At 63.0% G+C, this 25,885-nt stretch carries 23 protein-coding genes; 8 read left to right on the forward strand and 15 right to left on the reverse strand.

Translation table 11 applies throughout. The features are described from left to right. The first annotated feature begins 4 nt into the window (after positions 1 to 4). The 4 genes from BLT98_RS21765 to BLT98_RS21780 all read left to right on the forward strand — a co-directional run bounded on the left by BLT98_RS21765 (position 5) and on the right by BLT98_RS21780 (position 4,962). Entirely contained in the window at positions 5 to 1,003 is a 999-nt protein-coding gene (locus BLT98_RS21765; RefSeq protein WP_092611420.1) for a DUF58 domain-containing protein, read from the forward strand. Continuing rightward, a complete protein-coding gene (locus BLT98_RS21770; RefSeq protein WP_092611423.1) occupies positions 1,000 to 3,021 on the forward strand; it encodes a transglutaminase TgpA family protein in 2,022 nt (673 codons plus the stop codon). The genes BLT98_RS21765 and BLT98_RS21770 overlap by 4 nt, the downstream gene beginning before the upstream one ends. Before the next feature lie 8 nt (positions 3,022 to 3,029). Further along, the gene (gene mltB, locus BLT98_RS21775) at positions 3,030 to 4,190 is read left to right on the forward strand and encodes a lytic murein transglycosylase B (RefSeq protein ID WP_092611426.1); all 1,161 of its coding nucleotides are present in this window, start codon (positions 3,030 to 3,032) and stop codon (positions 4,188 to 4,190) included. A 439-nt stretch (positions 4,191 to 4,629) separates the two neighbouring features. After that, positions 4,630 to 4,962 carry a hypothetical protein gene (locus tag BLT98_RS21780; protein ID WP_034751784.1) on the forward strand — a complete coding sequence of 111 codons (333 nt, stop codon included), beginning with the start codon at positions 4,630 to 4,632 and terminating at the stop codon, positions 4,960 to 4,962. Positions 4,963 to 5,059: 97 nt separating this feature from the next. On the opposite strand, the gene cysM is transcribed toward BLT98_RS21780, so the two are convergent. Then, positions 5,060 to 5,962, reverse strand: a complete 903-nt coding sequence (gene cysM, locus BLT98_RS21785; protein ID WP_034782030.1) for a cysteine synthase CysM — start codon at positions 5,960 to 5,962, stop codon at positions 5,060 to 5,062. Between the two features lie 252 nt (positions 5,963 to 6,214). On the opposite strand from cysM, the gene BLT98_RS21790 reads away from it, so the two are divergent. From BLT98_RS21790 to BLT98_RS21805, 4 genes are all read left to right on the forward strand, one after another. After that, the gene (locus tag BLT98_RS21790) at positions 6,215 to 7,978 is read left to right on the forward strand and encodes an FAD-dependent oxidoreductase (RefSeq protein ID WP_070282653.1); all 1,764 of its coding nucleotides are present in this window, start codon (positions 6,215 to 6,217) and stop codon (positions 7,976 to 7,978) included. A gap of 125 nt (positions 7,979 to 8,103) precedes the next feature. Continuing rightward, positions 8,104 to 9,669 (forward strand): phospholipase D family protein, encoded by a 1,566-nt coding sequence (locus BLT98_RS21795; protein WP_092611429.1) that lies wholly within the window; start codon positions 8,104 to 8,106, stop codon positions 9,667 to 9,669. A gap of 230 nt (positions 9,670 to 9,899) precedes the next feature. Next, positions 9,900 to 10,658, forward strand: a complete 759-nt coding sequence (locus BLT98_RS21800) for a PEPxxWA-CTERM sorting domain-containing protein (RefSeq protein WP_092611432.1) — start codon at positions 9,900 to 9,902, stop codon at positions 10,656 to 10,658. Between the two features lie 78 nt (positions 10,659 to 10,736). Further along, positions 10,737 to 11,582, forward strand: a complete 846-nt coding sequence (locus tag BLT98_RS21805; protein ID WP_092611436.1) for a sterol desaturase family protein — start codon at positions 10,737 to 10,739, stop codon at positions 11,580 to 11,582. Between the two features lie 86 nt (positions 11,583 to 11,668). Here the strand turns inward: BLT98_RS21805 and BLT98_RS21810 are convergent, their stop codons facing one another. From BLT98_RS21810 to BLT98_RS21875, 14 genes are all read right to left on the reverse strand, one after another. After that, complete coding sequence (locus BLT98_RS21810) at positions 11,669 to 12,376, reverse strand: ComEA family DNA-binding protein (RefSeq protein ID WP_092611439.1); 708 nt, start codon at positions 12,374 to 12,376, stop codon at positions 11,669 to 11,671. A 166-nt stretch (positions 12,377 to 12,542) separates the two neighbouring features. Further along, positions 12,543 to 13,496, reverse strand: a complete 954-nt coding sequence (rfaE1, locus tag BLT98_RS21815) for a D-glycero-beta-D-manno-heptose-7-phosphate kinase (protein ID WP_052140095.1) — start codon at positions 13,494 to 13,496, stop codon at positions 12,543 to 12,545. Then, positions 13,493 to 14,860 (reverse strand): UDP-glucose dehydrogenase family protein, encoded by a 1,368-nt coding sequence (locus BLT98_RS21820; protein WP_092611441.1) that lies wholly within the window; start codon positions 14,858 to 14,860, stop codon positions 13,493 to 13,495. Before BLT98_RS21820 ends, rfaE1 begins: the two co-directional genes overlap by 4 nt. A gap of 79 nt (positions 14,861 to 14,939) precedes the next feature. Further along, positions 14,940 to 16,115 (reverse strand): lipopolysaccharide assembly protein LapB, encoded by a 1,176-nt coding sequence (lapB, locus tag BLT98_RS21825; protein ID WP_034782020.1) that lies wholly within the window; start codon positions 16,113 to 16,115, stop codon positions 14,940 to 14,942. Between the two features lie 46 nt (positions 16,116 to 16,161). Then, entirely contained in the window at positions 16,162 to 16,464 is a 303-nt protein-coding gene (locus BLT98_RS21830; protein WP_034751796.1) for a LapA family protein, read from the reverse strand. A gap of 254 nt (positions 16,465 to 16,718) precedes the next feature. Further along, positions 16,719 to 17,024: an integration host factor subunit beta gene (locus BLT98_RS21835; RefSeq protein WP_008446215.1), complete on the reverse strand. Its 306-nt coding sequence runs from the start codon at positions 17,022 to 17,024 to the stop codon at positions 16,719 to 16,721. Between the two features lie 17 nt (positions 17,025 to 17,041). After that, on the reverse strand, positions 17,042 to 18,754 hold the full coding sequence (gene rpsA, locus BLT98_RS21840; protein WP_071650172.1) for a 30S ribosomal protein S1: 1,713 nt from the start codon (positions 18,752 to 18,754) through the stop codon (positions 17,042 to 17,044). Between the two features lie 141 nt (positions 18,755 to 18,895). Further along, a complete protein-coding gene (cmk, locus tag BLT98_RS21845; RefSeq protein ID WP_092611444.1) occupies positions 18,896 to 19,564 on the reverse strand; it encodes a (d)CMP kinase in 669 nt (222 codons plus the stop codon). 15 nt (positions 19,565 to 19,579) lie between these two features. Continuing rightward, positions 19,580 to 20,935: a 3-phosphoshikimate 1-carboxyvinyltransferase gene (gene aroA / locus BLT98_RS21850; protein WP_034782013.1), complete on the reverse strand. Its 1,356-nt coding sequence runs from the start codon at positions 20,933 to 20,935 to the stop codon at positions 19,580 to 19,582. Between the two features lie 18 nt (positions 20,936 to 20,953). Then, positions 20,954 to 21,862: a prephenate dehydrogenase gene (locus BLT98_RS21855; RefSeq protein ID WP_170846462.1), complete on the reverse strand. Its 909-nt coding sequence runs from the start codon at positions 21,860 to 21,862 to the stop codon at positions 20,954 to 20,956. Between the two features lie 4 nt (positions 21,863 to 21,866). Further along, positions 21,867 to 22,973 (reverse strand): histidinol-phosphate transaminase, encoded by a 1,107-nt coding sequence (gene hisC, locus BLT98_RS21860; protein WP_092611447.1) that lies wholly within the window; start codon positions 22,971 to 22,973, stop codon positions 21,867 to 21,869. Positions 22,974 to 23,017: 44 nt separating this feature from the next. After that, a complete protein-coding gene (pheA, locus tag BLT98_RS21865) occupies positions 23,018 to 24,088 on the reverse strand; it encodes a prephenate dehydratase (protein WP_092612019.1) in 1,071 nt (356 codons plus the stop codon). Between the two features lie 82 nt (positions 24,089 to 24,170). Continuing rightward, positions 24,171 to 25,262, reverse strand: coding sequence for a 3-phosphoserine/phosphohydroxythreonine transaminase (serC, locus tag BLT98_RS21870; RefSeq protein ID WP_092611450.1), 1,092 nt, complete (start codon positions 25,260 to 25,262; stop codon positions 24,171 to 24,173). 24 nt (positions 25,263 to 25,286) lie between these two features. Then, positions 25,287 to 25,871, reverse strand: coding sequence for a DUF2059 domain-containing protein (locus tag BLT98_RS21875; protein ID WP_070257570.1), 585 nt, complete (start codon positions 25,869 to 25,871; stop codon positions 25,287 to 25,289). Positions 25,872 to 25,885: the final 14 nt, after the last annotated feature.

The raw sequence follows: 25,885 nt of genomic DNA on the forward strand, positions 1-25,885 counted from the left end.
AGCCGTGCGCCTGCGCAATATCCGATGGCTGCCGGCGCGCCCCTGGCTGGGCGCGCAGCGCGTGCACATCCGTCCCTCGCGCGCGGGCCTGGCCTTTGCCGCGCTGCTGCTGGCGCTGTGGATCGCCGCCGTCAATTACCATCTGGGCCTGGGCTACGCGCTGACGTATTTCGCGGCCGCCTGCGCCATCGCCGACATGCTGTTTGCCAGCCGCAACCTGGCGGGCCTGGCGCTGGCCGCCACGCCGGGCGAGCCCGTGTTCGCGGGCAGCCAGGCCACGTTCACCTTGCGCCTGATCAACCGCAGCACGCGCCCGCGCCATGCGATCCGGCTGGCCGTGATCAATTCCACTGCAGCGCCCAGTCAGGCAGATATCGCCGCGCACGGGGAAACGGCCGTCAGCATCGTCGTGGCGGCGCGGCAACGCGGCTGGCTCGATGCGCCCTCCATGCGCCTGTCCGGAAGTTTTCCGCTGGGCCTGTTTATTGCCTGGTGCCATTGGCAACCCGAAGCGCGCTTGCTCGTATATCCGCAGCCCGAGCAGAACGCGCCGCCGCTGCCCTTGCCGGCCGGCACGGTGCAACAGGCGCAGCAAACACAACAATCACGCTCCTCCGGCGGCGCCCTGGAACTGGCGGGCGTGCACGCCTACCAGCCAGGCGATCCCTTGCACCGCCTGGCCTGGCGCCAGATCGCCCGGCATGATGGCGAGCATTTATTCAGCAAGCAATTCCAGCCTGCCGCCGACGCACAGTCGGGCGCAGCCCGTGGCAGCATCGTGTTCGATCATGCCGCCCTGCACGCGCTGGCGCCGGAAGCGCGCCTGTCGCGCCTGGCCGCCTGGGTGCTGCAGGCGGAACGCACGGGCTTGCCGTATGGTTTGCACCTGGGCACGCTGACTCTGGCGCCGGCCTTGGGCGCCAGCCAGCGCGACGCCTGCCTGCGCGCGCTGGCCCTGCATGATGTGCCGCACGATTTGCTACAGGATGAGGCCATGGCATGAGGCAATGGCTGGCCAACTTGCCGCGTGACAAGGCCGACATCCTGCTGCTGTTGCTGGCCGCCGCCATGGTGCTGGCGCCGCACGCGCTGCACCTGCCCCCGTGGCTGTCGGCCGCCGCTGCCGCGCCGCTGCTGTGGCGCGCCGTCATCACCGTGCGGGGCCGGCGCCAGCCGCAGCTGGCCGTGCTCGCGCCGCTGGCTTTGCTCGGCATCGCCGCCGTCTACGCCAGCTATGGCACGCTGCTGGGACGCGATGCGGGCGTGGCCATGCTGGTCCTGCTGCTGGCCTTGAAATCGCTGGAAATGCATGGCCGGCGCGACATTTTCGTCTTTGTCTTCCTCGGTTTTTTCCTCCTGCTGGCAAACTTCTTTCATGCGCAAGGCATCCTCAGCGCCGCCTGGATGCTGGCCACCGTCATCGTCTTGCTGGCCTGCCTGTTGTCGGCCCAGTACGGCGCCGTGCAGCCGCGCCTGGCGCAAAGGCTGGGCTTGCTGGGACGCATGCTGGCGCTGGCCATTCCCCTGTCGGCCGTGATGTTTCTTGCCGTGCCACGCATCGACGGCCCCCTGTGGGGCACGGCACAAGAAGACGCGCAGGCGCGCACGGGCTTGTCCGACAGCATGCAGCCGGGCGCCATCGCCTCGCTGGCCCTGTCAAGCGAACCCGTCTTTACTGCCGATTTCAGCACAGCTATCCCGCAACAGGACCAGTTGTATTGGCGCGGCGTGGTGCTGGGCGACTACGATGGCGCCACTTGGACACGCAGGGGCGCCGGCCGGCGCACGCCTGCCGGCGACAGCCGGATAGACATCGCGCTGGAAGGCCAGCCCAGCCAGTACGAAGTGACGTTGCAAGCGAGCGGCCAGCGGCGCATCTTCGCGCTCGATGTGCCGCGCAGCATCGAGCGCTTGCCCGGCAATCCGTATGTCGTGTCGTCCGCGCTGGAAGTGCTGACCGTACAACCCATTACTTCGACCGTGCGTTACCGCGCCAGTTCCCAGCCCAGCTACCGGCTGCAGGCAGGCTTGTCGGTCGCGCAGCAACAGCCATGGCTGGCCTTGCCTGCTGGCAGCAATCCGCGCAGCGTGGCCTGGGCCCGCGCATTGCGCGGCCATGGCGCGCAGGCGCTGGCGCCCGCCGACGCCATCGCTGCCGTGTTGCAGCACTTCCGCCGCGCGCCCTTCCGCTACACCTTGCAGCCACCGCTGCTGGGCAAGCATGGCGTCGATGACTTCCTGTTCACCACGCAGGCGGGTTTTTGCGAACATTACGCCGGCAGCTTTGTCGTGCTGATGCGTGCCATGGGCATACCCGCGCGCGTCGTCACGGGCTACCAGGGCGGCCTGCGCAACGGGACAGGCAACAGCTTGAGCGTGCGCCAGTCAGACGCCCATGCCTGGAGCGAAGTGTGGCTGGCGGGCCGGGGCTGGGTGCGCATTGATCCCACCAGCGCCGTCGCGCCCCTGCGCACGGAGCGCAACCTTGATGCCGCCCTGCCGCCGGCCCCGTCGCCGCTGACGGCATGGCGTGCCCTGGCCGGCCTCGATGGCGGCGCGCACGGGGCGGTTGCCGCGTGGCGCCAGCAATGGCAGCAAGCCGAGCACGCCTGGAGCAGCTGGGTGCTCGACACCTCGCCGCAACGCCAGCGCGCCATCCTCGATGGCTTGAAAAACGTGCCGGCGAAAAAGCTGGCACTCGCTTGTGCCGTATTGGCCCTGCTGTGCGCCGTGGCGGGCGTACTGGTCTGGTGGTGGCAAGCCCGGCAAGGCGATCCGCTCGACATCCTGTACGCGCAATTTTGCCGCCAGCAGGCGCGGCGCGGCTACAGCCGTGCGCCGCATGAAGGCCCGCACGGTTATGCTGCCCGGCTGGCCGCGGGCAAGGCCACACAAGAGGCGCACGCCGCCATCGCACAGTTTCTGGCAATCTATGCCGCGATGAAGTATGGTAATGCCAACCCAGACGAACAACTCCGCGCGCGGCGCAGCTTGCGCCGCCTGTTAACCCAATGCCGATGAGACGCTCCTTGTTACCGATCAAATACTCCGCCCTGTCCCTGCTCCTCTCCCTTCCCCTGTGCCTGTCCACCGCGCACGCTGGCGAAAACAGCAACATTTCCGCTGCCGACCGCGCCCGTGCCGTGCGCGCGACCAAGGCCCAGCCCGTCAAGAAGGTGGCCGGCAAACCGGCGGCGAAGAAAGCACCGGCGAAATTCGACTTCGAAGGCGAATTTGTCGACTATGCCAATTGGAAAGAAGTACGCGCCTTCCTCGATGACATGTCCGCCAAGCACGGCTTTGACCGCGCCGAACTCGATACCCTGATCGGCAAGGTGCGCTATGTCGAGTCGACCGTGCAACTGATGAAACCGGCGCCGCCGGGCAAGCCGAAGAACTGGCAAGCGTACAGCGCCCGCTTCATCGAGCCGGTGCGCATCAATGCGGGCGTGAAATTCTGGGAAGAGAACGCGGAAGCGCTGGCGCGCGCCGAACGCGAATATGGCGTGCCGGCCGAGATCATCGTCGGCATCATCGGCGTGGAAACCGTGTACGGCCGCAATACGGGCCGCTTCCGCGTGCTCGACGCGCTGACCACCCTGGCGTTTTCCTATCCGGAAAGCCCGACGCGGGCCGCGCGCATGGAGTTTTTCAAGGGAGAACTGGAAAACGCGCTGCTATACGCGCGCAAGGATGGCATCGATCCCTTGACCCTGCTCGGTTCGTATGCGGGCGCCATCGGCCTGCCCCAGTTCATGCCTAGCAGCATCATGAAATATGCGGTGGACTTCGATGGCGATAGTCACATCGACCTGCGCAATTCGACGGCCGACGCCATCGGCAGCGTTGCGCATTTCCTCGTCGAACACGGCTGGCGGCGCGACGATCCGGCCATCAGCACATATCCCGTCACCGTTTCGGCCAGCCGCGCGTGGGAAAAGTTCATCGGCCAGGGCTTGCAGGCGAAGTACCGGCTGGCGGAATTGCAGGAAGCTGGCGTGAGTGCCGCCCCGTCCACGCCCCAGAACATGTTGTTTGGCTTGATCGACTTGCAAAATGGTTCAGAAGCAACTGAGTATCACTTGGCAACCAATAACTTCTTTGCTATAACTCAGTACAACAGAAGTTATTTTTATGCCATGTCAGTGATTGACTTGGGCAAGGCCATCAGTCAAGTGCGCGCACGCTAACCGAAAGTCAGTGTAAAGTTATAATATTACTTGTAAGAAAGCGTAAGCGATATTGAAGCGACCAGAAAACAGGTCTATGGTAAGGGCCGATAACATGTGCCAGCCTTGCTCGCCAGCCTTTGTGCGGCACGGAATACGGAAATGGTTTTATACTTAACTTTTGTCAAAGTACAATTTTTGTTCTATCATAGAGCATAATAAAGAATAAATAGGTGTTGCAACTAGACAACACCGATTCTGTACCAGGCAAGATTATCGGGCTTTCCCGCCTGAAATTGAATCCTGTTGTACAATTGTGTATATATCATGAAAAACTGTATCCCGGATCGTACCGTGTGTGAATTCGTTCCTTTTAGTAAAGAATGAACATGAACGCAGCAAGAGCGAGCTCCGAGTGTTTTTTACTTTGCAGTGCAACTACAGAAGGAACAATAACATCATGACAAACCAAGTCGGCATTGATATGAACAGCGATTCGGACTCCGACGATCTGCTTCAATACAACCCAAACAGATTGCTCGATACCCTGATCGAAAACCTGCGCCTGAAAAACGATGCAGCCCTGTCCCGCGCGCTGGAAGTAGCGCCACCAGTCATCAGCAAAATCCGCCACCACCGCCTGCCGGTCGGCGCATCGCTGCTGATCCGCATGCACGAAGTCAGCGACCTGAGCATCCGCGACCTGCGTTACCTGATGGGTGACCGCCGCAACAAATTCCGCATCAGCGACAAGCAATTCAAGCCAAAAGAAGGCGAAACGCCACAAGGCTGATCCTGCCAGTTTCGCAGGTTTTCCCTCCCCGCCATGGGGAGGGGGTATTTCCAGCAGTTCTCAGGCCGTTCTGGCCGATATCAATTCAATTACACCATTACGCAGGGAAAACACCTGTGGACAGATAGCGGTCGCCACGGTCGCAGACGACAAACACGATCGTCGCGTTTTCCACCGTTTGCGAGATGCGCAGCGCGATTTCGCAGGCGCCGGCTGCCGAGATGCCGCAGAACAAGCCCTCTTCCGCGGCCAGGCTGCGCGCCATGCGCTCGGCCACGCCCTGGCTCACGTATTCCACCTGGTCGACGCGCGACTTGTCGTAGATTTTCGGCAAGTACGCTTCCGGCCACTTGCGGATGCCGGGAATCTGCGAACCTTCCTCGGGCTGGGCGCCGATGATCTGGATGGCGGGATTCTGCTCTTTCAAATAGCGCGACACGCCCATGATCGTGCCCGTCGTGCCCATGGCGCTGACGAAGTGCGTGATCCGGCCTTCCGTGTCGCGCCAGATTTCCGGTCCCGTGCTTTCATAGTGGGCGCGCGAATTGTCTTCGTTGGCGAACTGGTCGAGGATCACGCCGCGGCCATCCTTCTGCATCTGCTCGGCCAGGTCGCGTGCATATTCCATGCCGCCCGTCCTCGGCGTCAATAAAATGTCGGCGCCGTAGGCAGCCATGCTCTGGCGGCGCTCCACGCTGAGGTTATCCGGCATCAAGAGCAGCATCTTGTAGCCGCGCAAGGCGGCGGCCATGGCCAGTGCGATGCCCGTATTGCCGCTGGTCGCCTCGATCAGGGTATCGCCCGGCTTGATGACGCCGCGCTCTTCGGCGCGCTTGAGCATGGACATGGCAGCGCGGTCCTTTACGGAGCCGGCCGGATTATTACCCTCCAGCTTGCCAAGGATGACGTTGTTGCGCGCAAGCGCATCGGCACCCGGCAAGCGCGTCAGCTGCACCAGCGGGGTATTGCCTATCGTATCTTCAAGTGTCTTGTAAGCCATCGTGTCTGTTTGAGTGGATTCAACAAAGACCCATTCTAATATGAGATGCTGGACGGTGTATCGCTCATCGGCGCCGGCATCCGGGCCCGCGGGCGCGTCCGGCTGCGCCGCCACATGCCGCATGACGCCTGCCGCGCAGCCATTTCCGGGCGTGCGCCAGGGATATTGCGGCAGGCGCGCGCCGCATGCGCTAGACTCGTCACTGTTAGTTATTTTTGTTATTTGCTTATTCAGTCTTCGAACGGACTCGCCATGGCCAGCAGCACACCCGAATTCATTCCCGAAACGACGCAGGACGATCCCGTCCAATTCGCCACGCTCGACTTGCAGGGCCGCAGCCACCAGATCTCGCCCGTCTTCAATGCGCCCGAACTGCAGCGCTTGCAGCGCTATGGCACGCGGCAACACTTTGCAGATGGCGATACGCTGTTCGAGGCGGGCAGCAGCAGTTTCGGCATGCTGGTGATACTGTCGGGGCGGGTCAGCATCAAGCGCCACGAGGTGCTGGGGCAGGCGTCGCAGCTGCGCGAAGTGGGTGTCGGCCACTTCATTGCCGAGGTGGCGCAATTGTCCGGCCGCCCTACCCTCGTTAACGGCAGCGCCGTGGGCGCGGTGGAATTGCTCGACATCAGTTCGGAATCCTTGCGCGCGCTGATCGTGGCCGAGGCGGAGATGGGCGAACGCATCGTGCGCGCCTTGATCCTGCGCCGCGTGGCGCTGATCGAATCCAATTCGGGCGGCCCCGTGCTGGTGGGACCGCGCGGCAATGGCAATCTGTTCCATCTGCAAAGCTTTTTATCGAGCAATGGCCATCCGCACACAGTACTCGACCCGGCCACCGATGCGGCCGCCGCCGCGCTGGCCGAGCGCTACCAGCCCACGCCGCAGGAATGGCCGCTGGTGGTCTGCCCTGATGGCAAGATCATGAAGAATCCCGGCAATGCGGAACTGGGACGCTGCCTGGGCATGCTGCCCGATTTGTCCGGCGACAAGATTTTTGACGTGCTGGTGGTGGGCGCCGGTCCTGCCGGTCTGGCCACGGCCGTGTATGCGGCATCCGAAGGCTTGAGCGTGCTGGCGTTGGAACAGCGCGCGTATGGCGGCCAGGCGGGCGCCAGCGCGCGCATCGAAAATTACCTGGGCTTTCCCACCGGGATTTCCGGCCGTGCGCTGGCGGGACGCGCCTACGTGCAGGCGCAAAAATTCGGCGTCGAGATCGCCACTCCGGCCAGCGCCGCCAACTTGCTCTGCGACACCTGGCCGCTGCGCGTCAATCTGTGCGACGGCACGCAGGTGCGCGCCCGCACGGTGGTGCTGTCCTGCGGCGCGCGCTACCGCCGTCCCTCGCTGGCGAACCTGAAAACGTATGAGGGACGGGGCGTGTATTACTGGGCCTCGCCCATCGAAGCCAAGCTGTGCCGGCAGGAAGAGATCATCCTGGTCGGCGGCGGCAATTCGGCCGGCCAGGCGGCCGTGTTTCTCTCCGGCCACGCCGCCAAGGTCCACATGGTGATCCGCGGCGAGGGGCTGGCGGCCAGCATGTCGAGCTACCTGATCGAGCGCATCGCCGCCACGCCCAACATCACCCTGCATACGCACACGGAAATCATCGCCCTCGAAGGCGACGACGATGGCTTGACGGAGGTGCGCTGGCGCAACAACCGTACGGGCGAGGAAGCCGATTGCGCCGTGCGCCGCGTGTTTCTCTTCGTCGGCGCCGATCCGAACACGGACTGGCTGCACGACTGCGCCGTGGCCGTCGACGAGCAGGGTTTCATCCGCACGGGATTCGACGTCACGCGCGCCGAATGCCGCGCCCATGGCCACGGCCACGTGGTGTATCCCCCCGACTTGCCGGACCGGGCCGCGCTGGAAACGAGCGTGCCGGGCGTGTTCGCCATCGGCGACGTGCGGGCCGGCTCGACCAAGCGCGTGGCTGCCGCCGTCGGCGAAGGGGCGGCCGTGGTGTCGCAGATTCACGGCTTCCTGGCGCGGCTGCCGGCGGGCTCGGCCTGAAAATCGTGCATTGTAGAAACTGCTACAATCGGCTGTTGCCATCCAGCTGAAAGAGTCCGCATGCCCCACACCGCCAAGCTTTCCTCGCGCCGCAGCATGTCCGCGGCCCGCTGACGGTGCGCCGCATGCTCGTCAAATTGCTGCTGCTGGCCACCTTGTTTGCCGTGCTCAGCATCGGCGCCCTGTACAGCTATGGGCGTTTCGCCGAGCGGTCGCTGGGCGCGCCTGGCACGGCCCTGCCGGTGGCGGCAGACGCCACCCTGCTCGACCGCGTGCTGGCGCCGCAACTGGCGCAACGCCCGGGCCACAGCGGCACGGCCCTGATCGACGACAATCTGGAAGCCTTCGCCCTGCGCGCCCTGAGCGCGCGCGAAGCGGGACGCAGCCTCGACCTGCAGTACTACATCTGGCATAACGACGTCACGGGACGCCTGCTGGTGCGCGAACTGCTGCGCGCGGCCGACCGCGGCGTGCGCGTGCGCGTGTTGCTCGACGATATCAACGCGCGCGGCCAGGACGCCGCCATCCTCGCGCTCGACAGCCACCCGCTGATCGACGTGCGCATCTTTAACCCGGGCCGCAACCGCGACGGCATCTGGTTGCGCGCCGTGGAAATGGCCTTGCGCGCCGTCAGCCTGAACCGGCGCATGCACAACAAGGCCTGGATCGTCGATGGCAGGGTGGCCCTCGTCGGCGGGCGCAATATCGGCGATGAATACTTTGATGCCGCCGAGCAAGTCAATTTCCAGGATGCGGACTTGCTGCTGGTGGGACCCGCCGTGCAGCAGACGAGCGATATCTTCGACCGCTTCTGGAACAGCCGCGCCGTCATCCCCATCAGCGCCTTGCATGCTGGCAAGGACGCGGGCGCGCCGGAATTGCAGGCTGTGCGTGCCCGCCTCGACGCGCTCACGGGCGAACTGGGCGCCTCGCCCTACCTGCGGCAACTGACGGATACGGGCCAGCTGCAAGCCCACCTCGACGGCCGGATACGCCTGCACTGGAGCGGGCAAGTGCAAGTGCTGTCGGACCCGCCGGAAAAAGCCGCGCCCGTGGCCAGTTTGCAACGCAGCGAGCACTGGCTCATGCACAGTTTGCTGCCCCTGTTGACGGACGCGCGCGAAGAAGCGCTGCTGACCTCGCCTTATTTTGTGCCCGGCACGGCGCTGACGCAGACCCTGGCCGAAAAAGTCGCGGCCGGCGTCAAGGTCCAGGTACTGACCAACTCGCTGGCCGCCACCGACGTGGCCCTCGTGCATGCGGGTTATGCGCGCTACCGCCAGGAGCTGCTGGGTGGCGGCATCGAGCTGTATGAATTGAAGACCCTGCACCGCAAGCGCATCAGCCTGATGGGTTCGAGCCGCGCCAGCCTGCATACCAAGGCCGTGGTGGTCGACGGCCAGAGGGGCTTCGTCGGCTCCTTCAACCTCGATCCCCGCTCGGCCCAGCTGAATACGGAGATGGGCGTGCTGTTCAGCGACGCCGCACTGGCGGCCGACATGCGCACGCTGTTCCTGCGCTCGACGGCTAGCGACACGAGCTATCGTTTGCTCCTCGACAACGGCGCCCTGCGCTGGTCCGACGCCACAGAAGAGCCAGCCAAGGTGTGGACGCACGACCCGGAAGCAGGCATCTGGCGCCGCATGCTGGTGTGCGTGATGCGCTGGCTGCCGATCGAGTCGCAGCTGTAGCCGCGCATGGCATGCAAAAACTTTAATCCTTGCAAGATTGCCATCTAAAAATATTTGTTGTTTTCGAAACATGTTAGATGCCGTTTTACCAAACGCTGCTATAATCGCTTCAACGAGACACCACCGCTGTCTCCGCAATACCTTTCTCGCCCTTCCGCGATTGAATCCAACGTTGGCCAAAAGCTCGCCGACAGACTGCAACACTACCCTGTCACTTTTGGAGCTTTATCATGCGTAAAACATCTATCTTGCTGGCGCTGGCCGCCGCTTCCCTGTGCGTCACTGCTGCACAGGCCGCCACAACCAACCTGGTCAAGAATGGCGATTTCGAACTGACCAGCAACGGCACCTCGAAACAGCTGAACGAAGGCAGCTACGCCCGCGCGGACCGCACCTACCTGAGCGACTGGTCCAGCAAGGGCTATAACTTCGTCTTGAACGGTAACAACATCGACGACACCAACGCCGCGACGGCGCTTGCCTTGTGGGGCCCGAATTCGTATAGCGGCGCGGGACCGAAAAACGGCCTGGGTGTCAGCCCCACGGGCGGCAATGTGCTGGCTGCCGACTGGGATTATTTCCCTGGTCCCGTCACGCAGCTGGTCAGCGGCCTGGTGGCCGGCCATGCCTACACCCTGAGTTTTTCGTATGGCGCGGGCCAGCAAGTGGGCTTCCGCGGCGATAACCTCGTCAATTACTGGGACGTTGCGCTGGGCAGCAGCAAGCAGCAGACGGCATCGCTGGCCAACGTCAGCCAAGGCTTCACGGGCTGGCACCGGGCCAGCATGACCTTCACGGCCACGAACAGCAGCGAATTGCTGTCGTTCATGGCCAAGGGCAGCCCGACGGGCGCGCCACCGTTCATGCTGCTCGATGGCGTATCGCTGGTGTCGGCCGTGCCGGAACCATCGACCTGGGGCATGCTGATCGGTGGACTGGGCTTGCTGGGCTTCATGGCGCGCCGCCGCAAGGCTGTTGTTGCAGTCTGAGCCGCCTGCGCGCATAACAGAATCCGGACCAGCCCAGCTTTGTCCGGATTTTTTTTTGTTCTTACCTGATGGAATGAAATGAGCCTGCTGCATACCTTGCAAACCCACTTGCCCGGCATCGCCATCGATGTGCTGCGCCTGGTCCTGTGGCTGGTGCTCCTGGCCGTGATTTTCGTGCCGCTCGAGCGCTTCTTTGGCGAGCGTCACGCGGGGCGTGCCCGCACGGAACTGTTCAGCGACCTGGGCTTTTATTTCATCAGCAGTCTGCTGCCGGCCGCCTTGCTGGCCGCGCCGCTGGCCCTGCTCGCCGTCGCTGGCCAGCGCTTGCTGCCGGATGCCATCCCCGCCGCCCTGTCTGCCCTGCCCCTGTGGGGCAAGATACTGCTGGGCTTGCTGATCGGCGAAGTCGGCACTTACTGGGGCCATCGGCTCAGCCATGAAATTCCATGGCTATGGCGCTACCATGCCGTGCACCACAGCACGGAACAGCTGTATTTCCTCGCCAATACGCGCACCCATCCAGTCGACATGGTCGTCACGCGCCTGTTCGGCCTGACACCCCTGTATCTGCTGGGCCTGGCCGGCCCAAGTGCGGCAGGCAGCGCCGCCCCCGTGCTGCTGTTGCTGATCGGCACCGTCTGGGGCTTCTTCATCCACGCCAACCTGCGCTGGCGCTTCGGCCCGCTGGAATGGCTGGTGGCCACGCCCGCCTTCCACCACTGGCATCACAGCAAATTCGAGCACATCAACCGCAACTACGCCTCTACCTTACCCGTGCTGGACCGGCTGTTCGGCACATATCACCTGCCGCGCGCCTGGCCGGCCGCCTGCGGCATCGAGGCCGCCATGCCGCGGACGCTGGCGGGGCAACTGGCTGCGCCATTCCGGCGCACTGGCAAGCCGGAAGTCCAGGCTGCGGAATAAAAAAAACCCCGCGCGGCCGGTACCACGCGGGGTTTTCTTCTCGTGCTGCGCGGCACCACCACGCAACACGCTTCACAACGACACGCTTACTTTTTCTCGGCTTCGGCCTTCTTCGCGTCGGCAGCAGCCAGTTTGGCTTCCTTCTTCGCAGCCGCTTCCGCAGCCTTGGCTTCTTTCTTGGCGGCCGTTGCCGCTTTCTTCGCGGCAGCGGCTTCCTTCTTCGTTTCGGCAGCCGTTTTCACGGGGGCGGCATCGGCCGCTGCAGCAGGAGCAACGGCTGCTGCAGGCACTACCTTGGCGGCGGCGGCTTCTTTTTTCGCGGCAGCGGCGGCGGCCTTGGCTTCTTTCTTGGCGGCAGCAGCTTCCTTCCTCGTTTCAGCAGCTGTCTTGGCTGGCGCCGCAGCGGTGTCGGTCGCAGCAGCTGGTTTCGGTGCGGCTTCTTTCGCTGCAACTTCCTTCACAGCAGCGTCCTTTTTTGCCGGGGCAGCTTTCGCCGCCGGAGCGGGCGCCGCTGGCGCGCCGGACTTGGCCTGGCCATTCACCTGCAAGCCCGCTTCCGACAGCTTCACGGAACTTTTCGGGCCGATGCCCTTCACGCGTGTTTCGAAATCAGCCCAATCCTTGAAGGCGCCGCCCTTGGCGCGTTCATCGATGATGGCTTTCGACGTGACGGGGCCGATGCCCTTGACGCTGTCGAGTGCCGCCTGATCCGCCTTGTTGACATCGACCTGGGCAAAGGCAAAGCCCATCGTCGCGATCAGGGTGGCGATGGCCAGCAGTATTTTTTTGAACATGGGTATCTCTCCGTGATGTGGTTTCAAGATGACTCGAACGCAAAGGAGGAACAGCGCCTTAACGGCTTTAACGGCTGTGGCGTGATACGGTTGACAAGACGGGACAGCGAAACGGCGGGGAAACCTGCGCCAGATCAAACAGGCCGGCGCAGGTGATACAGCATATTTACTGCGGGAACAGCTCTTCTCGGGTGACGGTGGCCGTGCCCAGCTTGCCGACGACGATGCCGCCGGCGCGGTTGGCCGTGCGCACGGCGTCGCCCAGGCTCATGCCGGCGCCCAGCATGGCCGCCATGGTGGCGATCACCGTGTCGCCGGCGCCCGAGACATCGAACACTTCGCGCGCATCGGTGGGCATGTGCACCACCTCATCGGCCGTGTACAGGCTCATGCCCTCTTCCGAGCGCGTCAGCAGCAAGGCGTCCAGGCCCAGTTGCGCGCGCATCTGCTGCGCGCGCTCCGTGAGCTGCTCTTCCGTGTTCCAGCTGCCGATCACGCGGCGCAGTTCCGACTTGTTCGGAGTGAGCACTGACGCACCCGAATAGCGGCTGAAATCATCGCCTTTCGGGTCGACCATGACGATCTTGCCGGCCTTTCTCGCCGCCTTGATCATCTCGGCCACGTTCACCAGGCTGCCTTTGGCGTAATCGGACAGGACCACCACATCGTAGTGCGGCAAGAGGGCATTAAACTGCGCCAGTTTGTCGCGCAGCACCGTATCGCTGGGCGCATCTTCGAAGTCGATGCGCAGCATCTGCTGCTGGCGGCCGATCACGCGCAGCTTGATGATGGTGGAAATGGCCGCATCGCGCTGCAGATAGCTGTGGATGCCGCCGCCTTCGAGCAGGCGCTCGACCTGGCTGCCGGCCTCGTCGTCGCCCACCACGCCCAGCAAGCTCGTCTTCGCGCCCAGCGCGGCCGCGTTGCGCGCCACGTTGGCCGCGCCGCCCAGGCGCTCTTCGCGCTTCTCGATGCGCACGATGGGCACGGGCGCTTCCGGCGAAATGCGGCTGACATCGCCGAACCAGTAGCGGTCCAGCATCACATCGCCCACCACCAGCAGGCGTACCTGGGCCAATGCGGCCGGCGCCGTCAAGGCGACCACCTCTTGGGCGCTCATGCGCGCGTCAGGATCGAGCGACCGATCCCGTGATATTCGATGCCATTCTCGGCCATGACGACCGGCTCGAACAGGTTGCGCCCGTCAAAGATCACGGCCTGCTTCAGGCGCGCCTTGATCTGCTCGAAATCGGGACTGCGGAAGGCTTTCCATTCGGTCACGATGACCAGCGCATCGGCGTCCTGCAGCGCATCCTTCGGACTGTCGGCAAAGCGCACCTTGGCCAGTTGCTCCGGCGTCAAGTCCAGTTGCAGCACGCGGCGCGCCTCGGCCATGGCGACGGGATCATACACGGCCACGGTGGCGCCGCGTCCCAGCAAGTCCGCCAGCAGGACACGGGCCGACGCTTCGCGCATGTCGTCCGTATTCGGTTTGAAGGCCAGGCCCCACACGGCGAAATGCCGGCCCGTCAGGTCGGCGCCGAAGCGAGTGACCACTTTGCGGCCCAGCACCTGCTTCTGCTGGTCGTTGACGGCTTCGACGGCGCGCAGGATCAGCAGTTCCTGGCCGTGGCCGCGCGCCGTGCGCTCAAGCGCCTGCACGTCTTTCGGGAAACAGGAACCGCCATAGCCGCAGCCGGCGTACAGGAAGCTGTGGCCGATGCGCGGGTCGGAACCGATGCCGTGGCGCACGGCCTCGATGTCGACGCCCACCTTGTCGGCCAGGTTCGCCAATTCATTCATGAACGAGATGCGCGTGGCCAGCATGGCATTGGCCGCATACTTCGTGAATTCGGCCGAGCGCACATCCATCCAGTAGGTGCGCTCGTGGTTGCGGTTGAACGGCGCATACAGGCTTTTCAGCAATTCGCGCGCGCGCTCGCCGTCCGGCGTCGCATCGACACCGATGACGATGCGGTCGGGGCGCATGAAATCTTCGACGGCGGCGCCTTCCTTGAGGAATTCCGGGTTCGACGCGACCGAGAACGTGGCGGCCACGCCGCGTGCATCGAGTTCGCCCTGGATGGCGGCGCGCACTTTTTCGGCTGTGCCCACGGGCACGGTGGACTTGTCGACGATGACCTTGAAGTCCGTCATGTACTTGCCGATGCCGCGCGCGGCCGCCAGCACGTATTGCAGGTCGGCCGAGCCATCTTCATCGGGCGGCGTGCCGACGGCGATGAATTGCATCACGCCGTGCGCGGCGGCGGCCTCGACGTCGGTGGAAAAGGTCATGCGGCCGGCGGCGCGGTTGCGCGCCACGACTTCTTCCAGGCCAGGTTCATGGATGGGGATGCCGCCGCTGTTGAGCAAAGCGACCTTCTGTGCGTCCAGGTCGAGGCAAAAGACGTCGTTGCCCAGCTCCGCCAGGCAGGCGCCGGTCACGAGGCCAACATAGCCGGTGCCGATAATGGTGATTTTCATGGATGTACCGTATGGATAAAAAGCAGGTCTTACATAGAAGTACACGCCACATTGCTCAGGGCAAGGTGACGTGTACGAATCAGTTCATGACATTGAGTTCTTCTGTGCGGCGTGGTGGGTAAGTCTCCCACTTGTTGCAGCCAGGGCAGTGCCAGTAGAACTGGCGCGCCTTGAAGCCGCAGTGGCTGCACTGGTAGCGGGCCAGCTTCTGCGTGTAGCCGTGCACGAGGTTTTTCACCATCGACAGCTCGGACCAGATGGCGGCCGGCGCATCCATCATGCGCGCTTCCAGCAGTTTATCCAGGCCCAGCAGGGTCGGCGTGCGGCGCAGCTCGGCGCTGACCAGCTGCTTCGCCGCTTCCACGCCGTCGAGTTCGATGACGGCCTTGAAGACGACTTCGATCAGGTCGATCGACGACGCCTCTTCCAGATAGGAGCGCAGCAGGTTGACGCCTTCCTGCGCACGGCCGACCTTGGTATACCCGTCCATCAGGCGCTGCGCCACCAGGGCCACGTGCGGCACGCTTTGCTGCTCCACGCGGCGCCAGGTGGTCAACGCGCCTTCCACGTCGCCGCGCGCCAGCAGCACGTCGCCCGTCAGGATGGTGGCACGCACGCTCTTGCGGTCCGTCTGCAAGGCTTTTTCCAGCAGCGGCATGGCGTCGTCCGGCTTCATGTGCACGAGGGCGTCATGCGCCAGTTCGCAATAGAACTGGGCGATTTCCTTCTGGCGCGCGCCGGCGCCCGATTCCTGCAAGCCCACGGCCGCTTCGATGGCGCGCGGCCATTCCTTTTCGCGCTGGTAGATTTCCAGCAGCGCGCGGCGAGCCTGGGCCGCATATTGCGTGTCGACCAGGCTGTTGAAGGTTTCTTCGGCGCGGTCCAGCAAGCCCGCCTTCAGATAATCCATGCCCAGCTCATAGGCGGCATGGCCCTGCTGTTCCAGCGGCAGGTCCGGGCGCGCCAGCAAATTCTGGTGCACGCGGATGGCGCGCTCCGTTTCGCCGCGGCGGCGGAACAGATTGCCCAGCGCGAAGTGCATATCGGCCGATTCCGGGTCCAGCTTGACGACTTCGATGAAGGCATCGATGGCCTTGTCATGCTGTTCATTGAGCAGGAAATTCAAGCCCTTGAAGTAATTGCGCGGCAGGCTGCGCGATTCGGACACCAGTTGATGAATGTCCACACGCGCGGCGATCCAGCCCAGCGCGAAAAACACCGGGATACCCAAGAGCCACCAGAGTTCAAAATCCATGCGATTGTTTTTATTCGAGTAAGAGAGATAGGAGCGACGGCGCCGCTTACTGCGCGCTCACGCTGTCCGGTTGCGGCTGGACATTGCTGGCCACGCCAACGGTCTGCAGCGCGGCAATGGTGGTTTTTTGCTTGGTCGCTTCGCGGCGGTGACGGAACACGGTCGGCGTCAGGGCCAGTACGCCCAGGCTCGCGCCAGCGACAAAAAAGCCCAGCAGCATCAGGACCAGGGGACCGCGAATTTCATAATTGAGGAATACATGCAAGTCGACAACCTGCGCATTCTTCAGCGCAAAACTGAAGAACAGGACGAAAAGAACACAGCCAACGATGGTGGAGATGATTTTCATCGATAGGTCCAGAGTGAACAAAAAAAATGCCCGTGCCACATGACACAAACGTAGAGCGCTGATCAAACCGTAGCGAGCGTCAGCGAGGCTCGGCGCCCCCTTTGGTCCGAGAAGCGCAACCGTACTGAAGTACGGTGAGCATCGCAGGCCGCAAAGCGCGACGCGCAGTAGCTGATGTCAGGCATTCTCAGCATATTAACAAAAAAAAGCGGCATCCAAGGACGCCGCTTTCTATGTCGCCTTCCAGCAGACGATTAATCCTCGATAATCGGTTGCCCGACCATCGCGTCCACCCGCTCGCGCAACTGTTTGCCCGGCTTGAAGTGGGGTACCCGTTTTTCGGGAACCATCACCTTGTCGCCGGACTTCGGGTTGCGGCCGATGCGCGGGGGCCTGCTGTTCAGGGCAAAACTGCCAAAACCGCGGATCTCGATACGCTGACCGGTCGCCAGGGCGTTGGTCATCGCATCGAGAATGGTCTTGACGGCATACTCCGCATCTTTCGCCACCAGCTGAGAATAACGCTCAGCGAGGCGGTTGATCAGCTCGGACTTTGTCATCTGCCGTATCCGCAGTCTTAGTTCTTGTTATCGAACTTAGCTTTCAACAAGGCGCCCAGGCTGGTGGTGCCCGAAGCTGCGTTGTTGTCGGTAGCTGCCATTTTTTGCATAGCTTCCTGGGTTTCAACATTGTCTTTCGCTTTGATCGACAGTTGGATACCACGGGCTTTGCGGTCGATGTTCAACACCATTGCTTCGACGGTGTCGCCGACTTTCAGGTGCGTACCGGCATCTTCAACGCGGTCGCGCGAGATTTCGGAAGCGCGCAGGTAGCCTTCAACTTCTTCGGACAGTTGGATCACGGCGCCTTTAGGCTCAACCGATTTAACGGTACCGGTTACCAGCGAGCCTTTGTCGTTCATGGCTGCGAAGTTGTTGAATGGGTCACCTTCCAGTTGCTTGACGCCCAGGGAAACGCGCTCGCGCTCAACGTCGATGGCCAGAACGATGGCTTCCAGTTCGTCACCTTTCTTGAAGCGACGCACGGCTTCTTCGCCGGTTTCGGTCCAGGACAGGTCGGACAGGTGCACCAGACCGTCGATGTTGCCGGCCAGGCCGATGAACACGCCGAAGTCGGTGATCGATTTGATCGCGCCGCGGACTTTGTCACCTTTCTTATGGGTAACACCGAAGTCGTCCCATGGATTGGCTTTGCACTGTTTCATGCCCAGCGAAATACGACGACGCTCTTCGTCGATTTCCAGAACCATTACTTCTACTTCGTCGCCCAGTTGGACAACTTTGTTAGGAGCAACGTTTTTGTTCGTCCAGTCCATTTCGGAAACGTGTACCAGACCTTCGATACCCTGTTCCACTTCAACGAACGCGCCGTAGTCGGTCAGGTTCGTTACTTTACCGAACAGACGGGTGCTTTGTGGGTAACGACGGGACAGACCGGTCCAAGGATCGTCGCCCAGTTGTTTCACGCCCAGCGAAACACGGTTTTTCTCTTGATCGTATTTCAGGACTTTGGCGGTGATTTCCTGGCCAACCGTCAGTACTTCCGACGGGTGACGTACACGGCGCCATGCCAGGTCGGTGATGTGCAGCAGGCCATCGATACCGCCCAGATCCACGAACGCGCCGTAGTCGGTGATATTTTTGACGACGCCGGTCACGACCGTGCCTTCTTTCAGCGTTTCCATCAGTTTCTGACGCTCTTCGCCCATCGAAGCTTCGATGACGGCGCGGCGGGACAGAACCACGTTGTTACGCTTGCGATCCAGCTTGATCACTTTGAATTCGAGGGTTTTGCCTTCGAATGGGGTGGTGTCTTTGACAGGACGGGTATCAACCAGCGAGCCCGGCAGGAATGCGCGGATGCCGTTGGTCAACACGGTCAGACCGCCTTTGACTTTACCATTGACGGTACCGACGACGATTTCGCCCGATTCCATCGCTTTTTCCAGAGCCAGCCACGAAGCCAGACGCTTGGCTTTATCGCGCGACAGGATGGTATCGCCGAAACCGTTTTCCAGCGATTCGATCGCCACGGAAACGAAGTCACCAACTTTGACTTCCAGTTCGCCGTGGTCGTTCTTGAATTCTTCGACAGGGATGAATGCTTCGGATTTGAGGCCGGCGTTCACGATCACGAAATTGTGGTCGAGGCGCACGACTTCAGCGGAAATAACTTCGCCGGAGCGCATATCTTGACGCGACAACGATTCCTCGAAGAGCGCAGCAAAACTTTCCATACCGGTAGATTCGTTAGTTGTAACAGTAGACATAGGGTTCACACAGGTTATCCAGCAGAGATCGCACGATGCGACTTAAACTGGGTTAGGTTTTTGACACACCCGGACAGGCCAGGAGCCGTCAACGGGCACCACATAGCATGCACTACACATCAATACACGCTATTTTGCTGCTTATTTTGCAACTGCGGCATACCATTTCAACACGGTTTCGACAGCTTCATCCGCTGTCATGGCCGAGGTATCGAGGACATGCGCCCCTTCCGCGGGGACCAGCGGCGCAATCGCACGGTGAGTATCACGTTCGTCCCGCGCCTGCAAATCCATCAGAAGGTCTTCCATATTAGCAGAAAACCCCTTGTCTATCAATTGCTTGTAGCGCCGTTGCGCGCGCGCCTCGACGCTGGCCGTCAGGAAGACCTTCAATTGCGCATGCGGGAAGATCACCGTGCCCATGTCGCGCCCGTCGGCCACCAGGCCCGGCGTCTGGCGAAAGCCCAGCTGCAAGCCCACGAGGGCATGGCGCACCGTTGGCAATACGGCAATCTTCGACGCCGTATTGCCCACCTCTTCGGCACGGATCTGCTCGGTGACGTTTTCATGCGCCAGCAGGATCTCGCCGCCCGCAAAATGGCAGGGCAAGTGTTCGGCCAGCTTGGCCAGCGCGTGCTCATCGCGCAAGTCCGTGCCGCGGCGCAGCGCGCTCAAGGCCGTCAGGCGGTACAGCGCGCCCGAGTCCAGGTAATGAAAGCCCAGCTTGTCGGCCACGCGGTGCGCCACCGTGCCCTTGCCGGAAGCGGTGGGGCCGTCGATGGCGATGACTGGGATGTGGGAGGTCGGCATAGTATGAGCAATCAATTAAATCAGGGTGTCTTTTGCAATCCCCGCAAACGCGGCGAAATACTCGGGGAAGGTCTTGGCCACGCATTTCGGATCGTTGATGCGCATCTCATTGCCGCGGCGCGCGGCGCCGTCCAGCGAGGCGAGCGAGAAGCACATGGCCATGCGGTGGTCGTCATACGTGTCGATGGTGGCGGCCTGAATCTGCGCCGGCGGCGTCACGCGCAGGTAATCGGCGCCCTCTTCCACTTCCGCGCCGAGTTTACGCAATTCCGTCGCCATGGCGGCCAGGCGGTCCGTTTCCTTGACCCTCCAGCTGGCGATATTGCGCAAAGTGCTGGTGCCGTCCGCGTACAGGGCGGCCACGGCGATCGTCATGGCCGCGTCGGGAATATGGTTGAAATCCATGTCGACGGCTTTCAATACGCCGTTCGAACGGGCTTCGATCCAGTTCTCGCCCATGGTGATGGTCGCGCCCATCTGCTGCAAGGCTTCGACGAAGCGCACGTCGCCCTGGATGCTGTCGCGCCCCACGCCTTCCACGCGCACGGGACCGCCGCCGATGGCGCCGGCCGCCAGGAAGTACGAGGCCGACGACGCATCGCCTTCCACGTGGATCGTGCCCGGGCTTTGATATTGCTGGCCCGGCTGCACGGTGAACGACTGCCAGCCGTCATGCTCGACCGTCACACCGAAACGGCGCATCAGGTTCAGCGTGATCTCGATGTACGGCTTCGAAATCAGCTCGCCCGTCACATCGATGGTGACAGCATGGTCGCGCGCCATCAGTGGCGCCACCATCAGCAAGGCCGTCAAAAACTGGCTCGACACGTTGCCGCGCACGGCGATGCGCTGCGCGTGGATGTGGCCACGGCGGATGCGCAGCGGCGGGAAGCCCTGCTCGCCCGTGTATTCGATCTGCGTGCCGACGGCGTTCAGCGCGTCGACCAGGTCGCCGATGGGGCGCTCGTGCATGCGCGACACGCCATGCAGGGTATAGTCGCCGCCGATCACGGCCAGCGCCGCCGTCAGCGGGCGGATCGCCGTGCCGGCGTTCCCCATGAACAGGTCCGCCTCGTGGTGCGGGAACACGCCGCCACAGCCTTCCACGTGGTGGATCTGATGCGCCGTGGCCGGATCGCCCGTCAGCTCGTCCTGCGTCCATTTCACGCCCAGCGACGTCAATGCCGTCAGCATGACGAAGGTGTCGTCGGAGGCAAGCAAGTCGACGATCTTCGTCGTGCCCTTGGCCAGCGCTGCCAGCAGCAGCACGCGATTGGAAATGCTTTTCGAGCCGGGCAAGCGCACCGTGCCTTCGGCATGCATCACCGGCTTCAAATCGATATGGTGGGGGTAGTGCTTGGTCTGGGTCATGCTGGAATCCTTGAGTATTTATCGTGAGGGCAAGGCTGGTACTTCCGCCGTTTCAATCGCCTCGATCCATTGCTGCCGCGCGTGCTGGGCGTTCGCATACACGCCTTCGATGGCGGCGCCGTCATTCGCGGCCAGATGGGCGCGCAAGGTCGTCAACTGCGCCAGGTAGGCGTCCAGTTCGTGCAGCAGCGCCGGCTGGTTGGCCAGGCTGATGTCGCGCCACATTTCCGGCGATGAGCCAGCGATGCGCGTAAAGTCGCGAAAGCCGCTGGCCGCGTATTGGAACAGCAGGCCCGCGTGCGGTTTGTTGGCGATGTCGTCGACCAGCGCAAAGGCCAGCAGATGCGGCAGATGGCTGACGGCGGCAAACACCTTGTCATGTTCTTCGGGACTCAAAGTGTGCAGGATGGCGCCGCAGGCGCGCCACGCGGCCGCCACGCGCGCCACGTCGGCCGCGGCGTTTTCCGCCAGCGGCGTGAGCACCACTTTCTTGCCCTGATACAGATCGATGATGGCGGCGTCGGGGCCATTCGTCTCGCGCCCCGCGATCGGGTGGCCGGGCACGAATTGCCCGACTTTTCCACCCAGCGCCGCGCGCGCGGCCGCCACCACGTCGCTTTTCGTGCTGCCCGCATCGGTGACGATGGTGCCCGGCTGCAGGTGCGGCGCGATGGCTGCCAGAATGGCGCCCGTTTGCGCCACGGGCGCGGCCAGCAGCACCAGATCGGCGCCATGCAAGGCTTGCGCCATGTCGCCGCCGATTTCATCGATGATGCCCAGTTCGAGCGCGCGCACCATCGACGCCTGCGAGCGGCCCATGCCGACCACGGTGGCCGCCACGCCCGCATGTTTCAGGGCGCGCGCGAACGAACCGCCGATCAGGCCTACGCCAAAGATGACTACCTTGTTCAGTGCAGGCGTCGTCATATCGTCAGGCCAGCGCTTTCGTCAGCGCGGCGATGAAGATGGCGTTTTCCTGCGGCAGGCCGATGGAAATGCGCAGCCATTGCGGCAAGCCATAGCTGCCCACGGGACGCACGATCACGCCCTGCTTGAGCAGCGCCAGGTTCACGCGCGCGCCGGCGCCATCGTCGTCGCCCACCTTGACCAGCACGAAATTGCCGTGCGACGGCACGTATTCCAGGCCCAGTTGCGTAAACGCTTCCGTAAACTGCTGGTAGCCGGCCGCGTTGTTGCGCGCGCTTTGCTCGAGGAAGTCCTTGTCGTTCAGGGCGGCAATCGCGGCCGCCTGCGCCAGCGAGTTGACGTTGAACGGCTGGCGGATGCGGTTCATCAGGTCCGTCAGCACAGGCTGGGCGATGGCGAAGCCGATGCGCAGGCCGGCCAGGCCGTAGGCCTTCGACAGGGTGCGTGAGACCACTAGGTTCGGATACTGGCGCACCCACGCCGTCGACTCGTACTGGTCGTCGGCCGACAGGAATTCGTTGTAGGCTTCGTCCAGCACGACGACCACATGCGCCGGCACTTTCCGCAGGAAGGCTTCGAGCTGCGCCGCCGTCAGGAAGGTGCCGGTCGGGTTATTCGGGTTGGCGATGAAAACCAGACGCGTGTCGTCGGCAATCGCCGCCGCCATGGCGTCCAGGTCATGGCCGTAGGCTTGCGCCGGGACGACGATGTGGCGCGCGCCCAGGCCTTGCGTGGCCAGCGCGTACACGGCGAACGAATACTGCGAGTACACGACGGATTCGCCATGCTGCACGAAGGCGTGCGCGGCGATTTCCAGGATGTCGTTGCTGCCATTGCCCAGGGTGATCCAGTCGGCCGGCACGTCATAGCGCTTCGACAGCACGGCTTTCAAGTCAAAGCCGTTGGCGTCCGGGTAGCGGCCCAGGTCATCGATGGCGGCGATCATCGCCTGCTTGGCCGATTCCGGCATGCCGTACGGGTTTTCATTCGACGCCAGCTTGACGATGGCTGCCTCGTCGAGGCCGAATTCGCGCGCGACTTCCGCGATCGGTTTGCCGCTCTGGTAAGGGGCGATGGCGCGGACGTATTCTGGACCGATATTTTTAGACATGGTGTTCTTTAAAAAAGTGGGTGATTGTAAGAATAGCTACAGTTTCACAGGCTGACCGGATACGACCCCAGCACCTTGAAAAACGCCGCATTGCTTTGCAGCTCGGCCAGCGCCTGGGCGACGGCTGCGTCGTGCACGTGGCCCTCCACGTCGACATAGAAATAATACTCCCAGCTGCCCATGCGCGCCGGGCGCGACTCGAAGCGCGTCATCGACACGCCGTGTTTCGCCAGGGGCGCCAGCAACTGGTACACGGCGCCCGCCTTGTTCGGCACGGCCAGCACCAGCGACGTCTGGTCCTTGCCCGACGGCGCCGTCTGCAGGGTGCCCACGACGGCAAAGCGCGTGCGGTTATGCGGGTCGTCCTGGATATGGCCCTTGACCACGCCCAGCTTGTACTGCGCGCCGGCCAGTTCGCTGGCAATCGCGGCCACCGTGCCGTCTTCGCCGGCCATGCGGGCCGCCTCGGCGTTCGATGCCACGGCATGGCGCGCGATGTGCGGGTAGTTCTGGTTCAGCCACACCTGGCACTGCGCCAGCGCCTGCGAATGGGCGCAGATGGACGTGACGCCGTCCATGTTGCCGCTCTTCGTCATCAGGCTGTGGTGCACGGCGATCGCCACCTCGCCGCTGATGATGAGGCTCGTCTGCAGCATCATGTCCAGGGTGCGGTTGACGGCGCCTTCCGAGGAATTCTCGATCGGCACCACGCCGAAGTCTGCCGTTCCCGCTTCGGCGGAACGGAACACTTCATCGATGGATGCGCACGGCAAGCCTTCGACGGCGCTGCCGAACTGCTGATACACGGCCTGTTCGCTGAAGGTGCCGGCCGGGCCCAGATACGCCACGGTGACCCGCTTTTCCAGCGAGCGGCAGGACGACATGATTTCGCGGAAAATGGTCTGTACTTCGCGGTCGCCCATGGGGCCGGGATTGCGCTCGGCCACGCCGCGCAGCACCTGCGCCTCGCGCTCGGGACGGAACACGGGCGCCTGCGTCTCGGCCTTCACATGGCCCACTTGCTGGGCGATTTGCGCGCGGCGGTTCAGCAGTTCGAGGATTTGCGCATCGATCGCATCGATCTGTTCGCGCAGCGGTTTCAATTTATCGGTCATGGTGGTTTGTTTCGTCAGCTGTACTTCAATCATGGCCGCGCGGCCTGCGCCGGCGGCGGGCCGGCGCGGTCGTCTAGGCGACTCAGCGTCCGGCAAACTCGTTCAAATAGTTGACCAGGGCTTGCACGCCCTCGATCGGCATCGCGTTATAGATCGATGCACGCATGCCGCCGACGGACTTGTGGCCCTTCAGTTGCAGCAGGCCGCGCTGCTTGGCGCCAGCCAGGAATGCATCGTTCAGACTTTCGTCGCGCAGATAGAACGGGATGGTCATGCGCGAGCGGTATGCGGGGTCGACCCGGTTCTGGTAGAAGTCGTCCGCATCGAGCGCCGCGTACAGCAGCGCCGCTTTCTCAATATTACGCTGTTCCATGGCTGCAACGCCACCCTGGCGTTTGAGCCACTGGAAAACCAGGCCGGCGATATAGATGCCGTAGGTGGGCGGCGTGTTGTACATCGACTCATGTTCGGCAACGATGGTCCAGTCGAAGGCCGACGGGCAGATCGGCAAGGCCTTGCCCAGCAAGTCTTCGCGCACGATGACCAGGGTCAGGCCGGCCGGGCCGATATTTTTCTGCGCGCCGCCGAAGATGACGCCGTATTGCGACACGTCGATCACGCGCGACAGAATGTGCGAGGACATGTCTGCCACGATGGTGGTCCCTGCCGGCACGTCTGGCGCCTGCTGGAATTCCACACCGTCGATGGTTTCATTGGTGCAGATGTGCAGGTAGGCGGCGCCTGGCGTCAGCTTCCATTCGGAGACTGGCGGCACGCCCGTGAAACGGGCAGCCTTGGACGACGCGGCCACGTTGACGTTCGCATACTTGGCCGCTTCCTGGATCGACTTGCCCGACCATGAACCCGTGTGCACGAAGTCCACGGTGGCCGGCTGCTGCGCGGCCAGGCCCGCCAGGTTCATCGGGATGATGGCGTTCTCGCCCAATCCACCGCCCTGCAGGAACAGGATTTTGTAGTTCGCGGGCACGGCCAGCAGCTCGCGCAGGTCGGCCACGGCCTGCTGGTAGATGGAAATGAATTCGGGACCACGGTGGCTCATTTCCATCACCGACATGCCACTGCCATGCCAGTCCTGCATCTCGGCGGCCGCTTGCGCCAGCACTTCCTTGGGCAGGACGGCGGGGCCGGCGGAGAAGTTGTAGATATGGGTCACGATACGGTCCTTAGTAAAATGAAATTATTGGGGCGACTGCGTGGCCGCCCGCATGACCTGGTCAAGCACGGCATTCACGCGGGGGATCAGCACGCGCTGGCTGATGGCCATCGATTCGGCGGACAGTTGCGGCATGGTGGCCAGCATCTTGCGGCCCAGCGGCGTCTTGTAGAAGGCCGTCAGCTGCTCGACTTCCGGCACCGTGTAAAAGCGCGCGTACAGGGGCACCATTTCATCGCCCAGTTCATCGATCAGGGTCGGGTCGGCCAGCACCTGCGTCAGGGTGGCGATGGCCAGGGGAATTTCCTCTTCGGCGCTGGCCAGCGCGCGCGCCTTGCGCTGCTCGTCCAGCTTCGGGTTGCCGTTGATTTGCTGCTGCGCCGACTGGCGGATCATGGCGGGCACCGATTGCAGCATCTGGTCGAAGATATTGCGCGTCAATTGCGGGAACTGCATCGCGTCGAGCATGCGCCGCACGGCCACTTTCATGGCGGGGCTGGGCGCCGCCTGGCGCGAAGGCGTGGCTTGCGTGCTCTGGGCCAGGGCCGGCAGGGTCGCAAGGAAGGCCAGCGAAAACGCGGCAAAGAAGGTGGCAACGATTTTTCTCATGGCATGCGGGACTT

It is taken from the genome of Janthinobacterium sp. YR213, from assembly GCF_900099875.1.
Classification (GTDB): domain Bacteria; phylum Pseudomonadota; class Gammaproteobacteria; order Burkholderiales; family Burkholderiaceae_D; genus Janthinobacterium; species Janthinobacterium lividum.

Coding starts and splice junctions, on each gene's coding strand:
- BLT98_RS21770 (WP_092611423.1), top strand. CDS start 1,000: ATGAGGCAATGGCTGGCCAACTTGCCGCGTGACAAGGCCGACATCCTG.
- BLT98_RS21780 (WP_034751784.1), top strand. CDS start 4,630: ATGACAAACCAAGTCGGCATTGATATGAACAGCGATTCGGACTCCGAC.
- cysM (WP_034782030.1), bottom strand. CDS start 5,962: ATGGCTTACAAGACACTTGAAGATACGATAGGCAATACCCCGCTGGTG.
- BLT98_RS21790 (WP_070282653.1), top strand. CDS start 6,215: ATGGCCAGCAGCACACCCGAATTCATTCCCGAAACGACGCAGGACGAT.
- BLT98_RS21795 (WP_092611429.1), top strand. CDS start 8,104: ATGCTCGTCAAATTGCTGCTGCTGGCCACCTTGTTTGCCGTGCTCAGC.
- BLT98_RS21800 (WP_092611432.1), top strand. CDS start 9,900: ATGCGTAAAACATCTATCTTGCTGGCGCTGGCCGCCGCTTCCCTGTGC.
- BLT98_RS21805 (WP_092611436.1), top strand. CDS start 10,737: ATGAGCCTGCTGCATACCTTGCAAACCCACTTGCCCGGCATCGCCATC.
- BLT98_RS21810 (WP_092611439.1), bottom strand. CDS start 12,376: ATGTTCAAAAAAATACTGCTGGCCATCGCCACCCTGATCGCGACGATG.
- rfaE1 (WP_052140095.1), bottom strand. CDS start 13,496: ATGAGCGCCCAAGAGGTGGTCGCCTTGACGGCGCCGGCCGCATTGGCC.
- BLT98_RS21820 (WP_092611441.1), bottom strand. CDS start 14,860: ATGAAAATCACCATTATCGGCACCGGCTATGTTGGCCTCGTGACCGGC.
- lapB (WP_034782020.1), bottom strand. CDS start 16,115: ATGGATTTTGAACTCTGGTGGCTCTTGGGTATCCCGGTGTTTTTCGCG.
- BLT98_RS21830 (WP_034751796.1), bottom strand. CDS start 16,464: ATGAAAATCATCTCCACCATCGTTGGCTGTGTTCTTTTCGTCCTGTTC.
- BLT98_RS21835 (WP_008446215.1), bottom strand. CDS start 17,024: ATGACAAAGTCCGAGCTGATCAACCGCCTCGCTGAGCGTTATTCTCAG.
- rpsA (WP_071650172.1), bottom strand. CDS start 18,754: ATGTCTACTGTTACAACTAACGAATCTACCGGTATGGAAAGTTTTGCT.
- cmk (WP_092611444.1), bottom strand. CDS start 19,564: ATGCCGACCTCCCACATCCCAGTCATCGCCATCGACGGCCCCACCGCT.
- aroA (WP_034782013.1), bottom strand. CDS start 20,935: ATGACCCAGACCAAGCACTACCCCCACCATATCGATTTGAAGCCGGTG.
- BLT98_RS21855 (WP_170846462.1), bottom strand. CDS start 21,862: ATGACGACGCCTGCACTGAACAAGGTAGTCATCTTTGGCGTAGGCCTG.
- hisC (WP_092611447.1), bottom strand. CDS start 22,973: ATGTCTAAAAATATCGGTCCAGAATACGTCCGCGCCATCGCCCCTTAC.
- pheA (WP_092612019.1), bottom strand. CDS start 24,088: ATGACCGATAAATTGAAACCGCTGCGCGAACAGATCGATGCGATCGAT.
- BLT98_RS21875 (WP_070257570.1), bottom strand. CDS start 25,871: ATGAGAAAAATCGTTGCCACCTTCTTTGCCGCGTTTTCGCTGGCCTTC.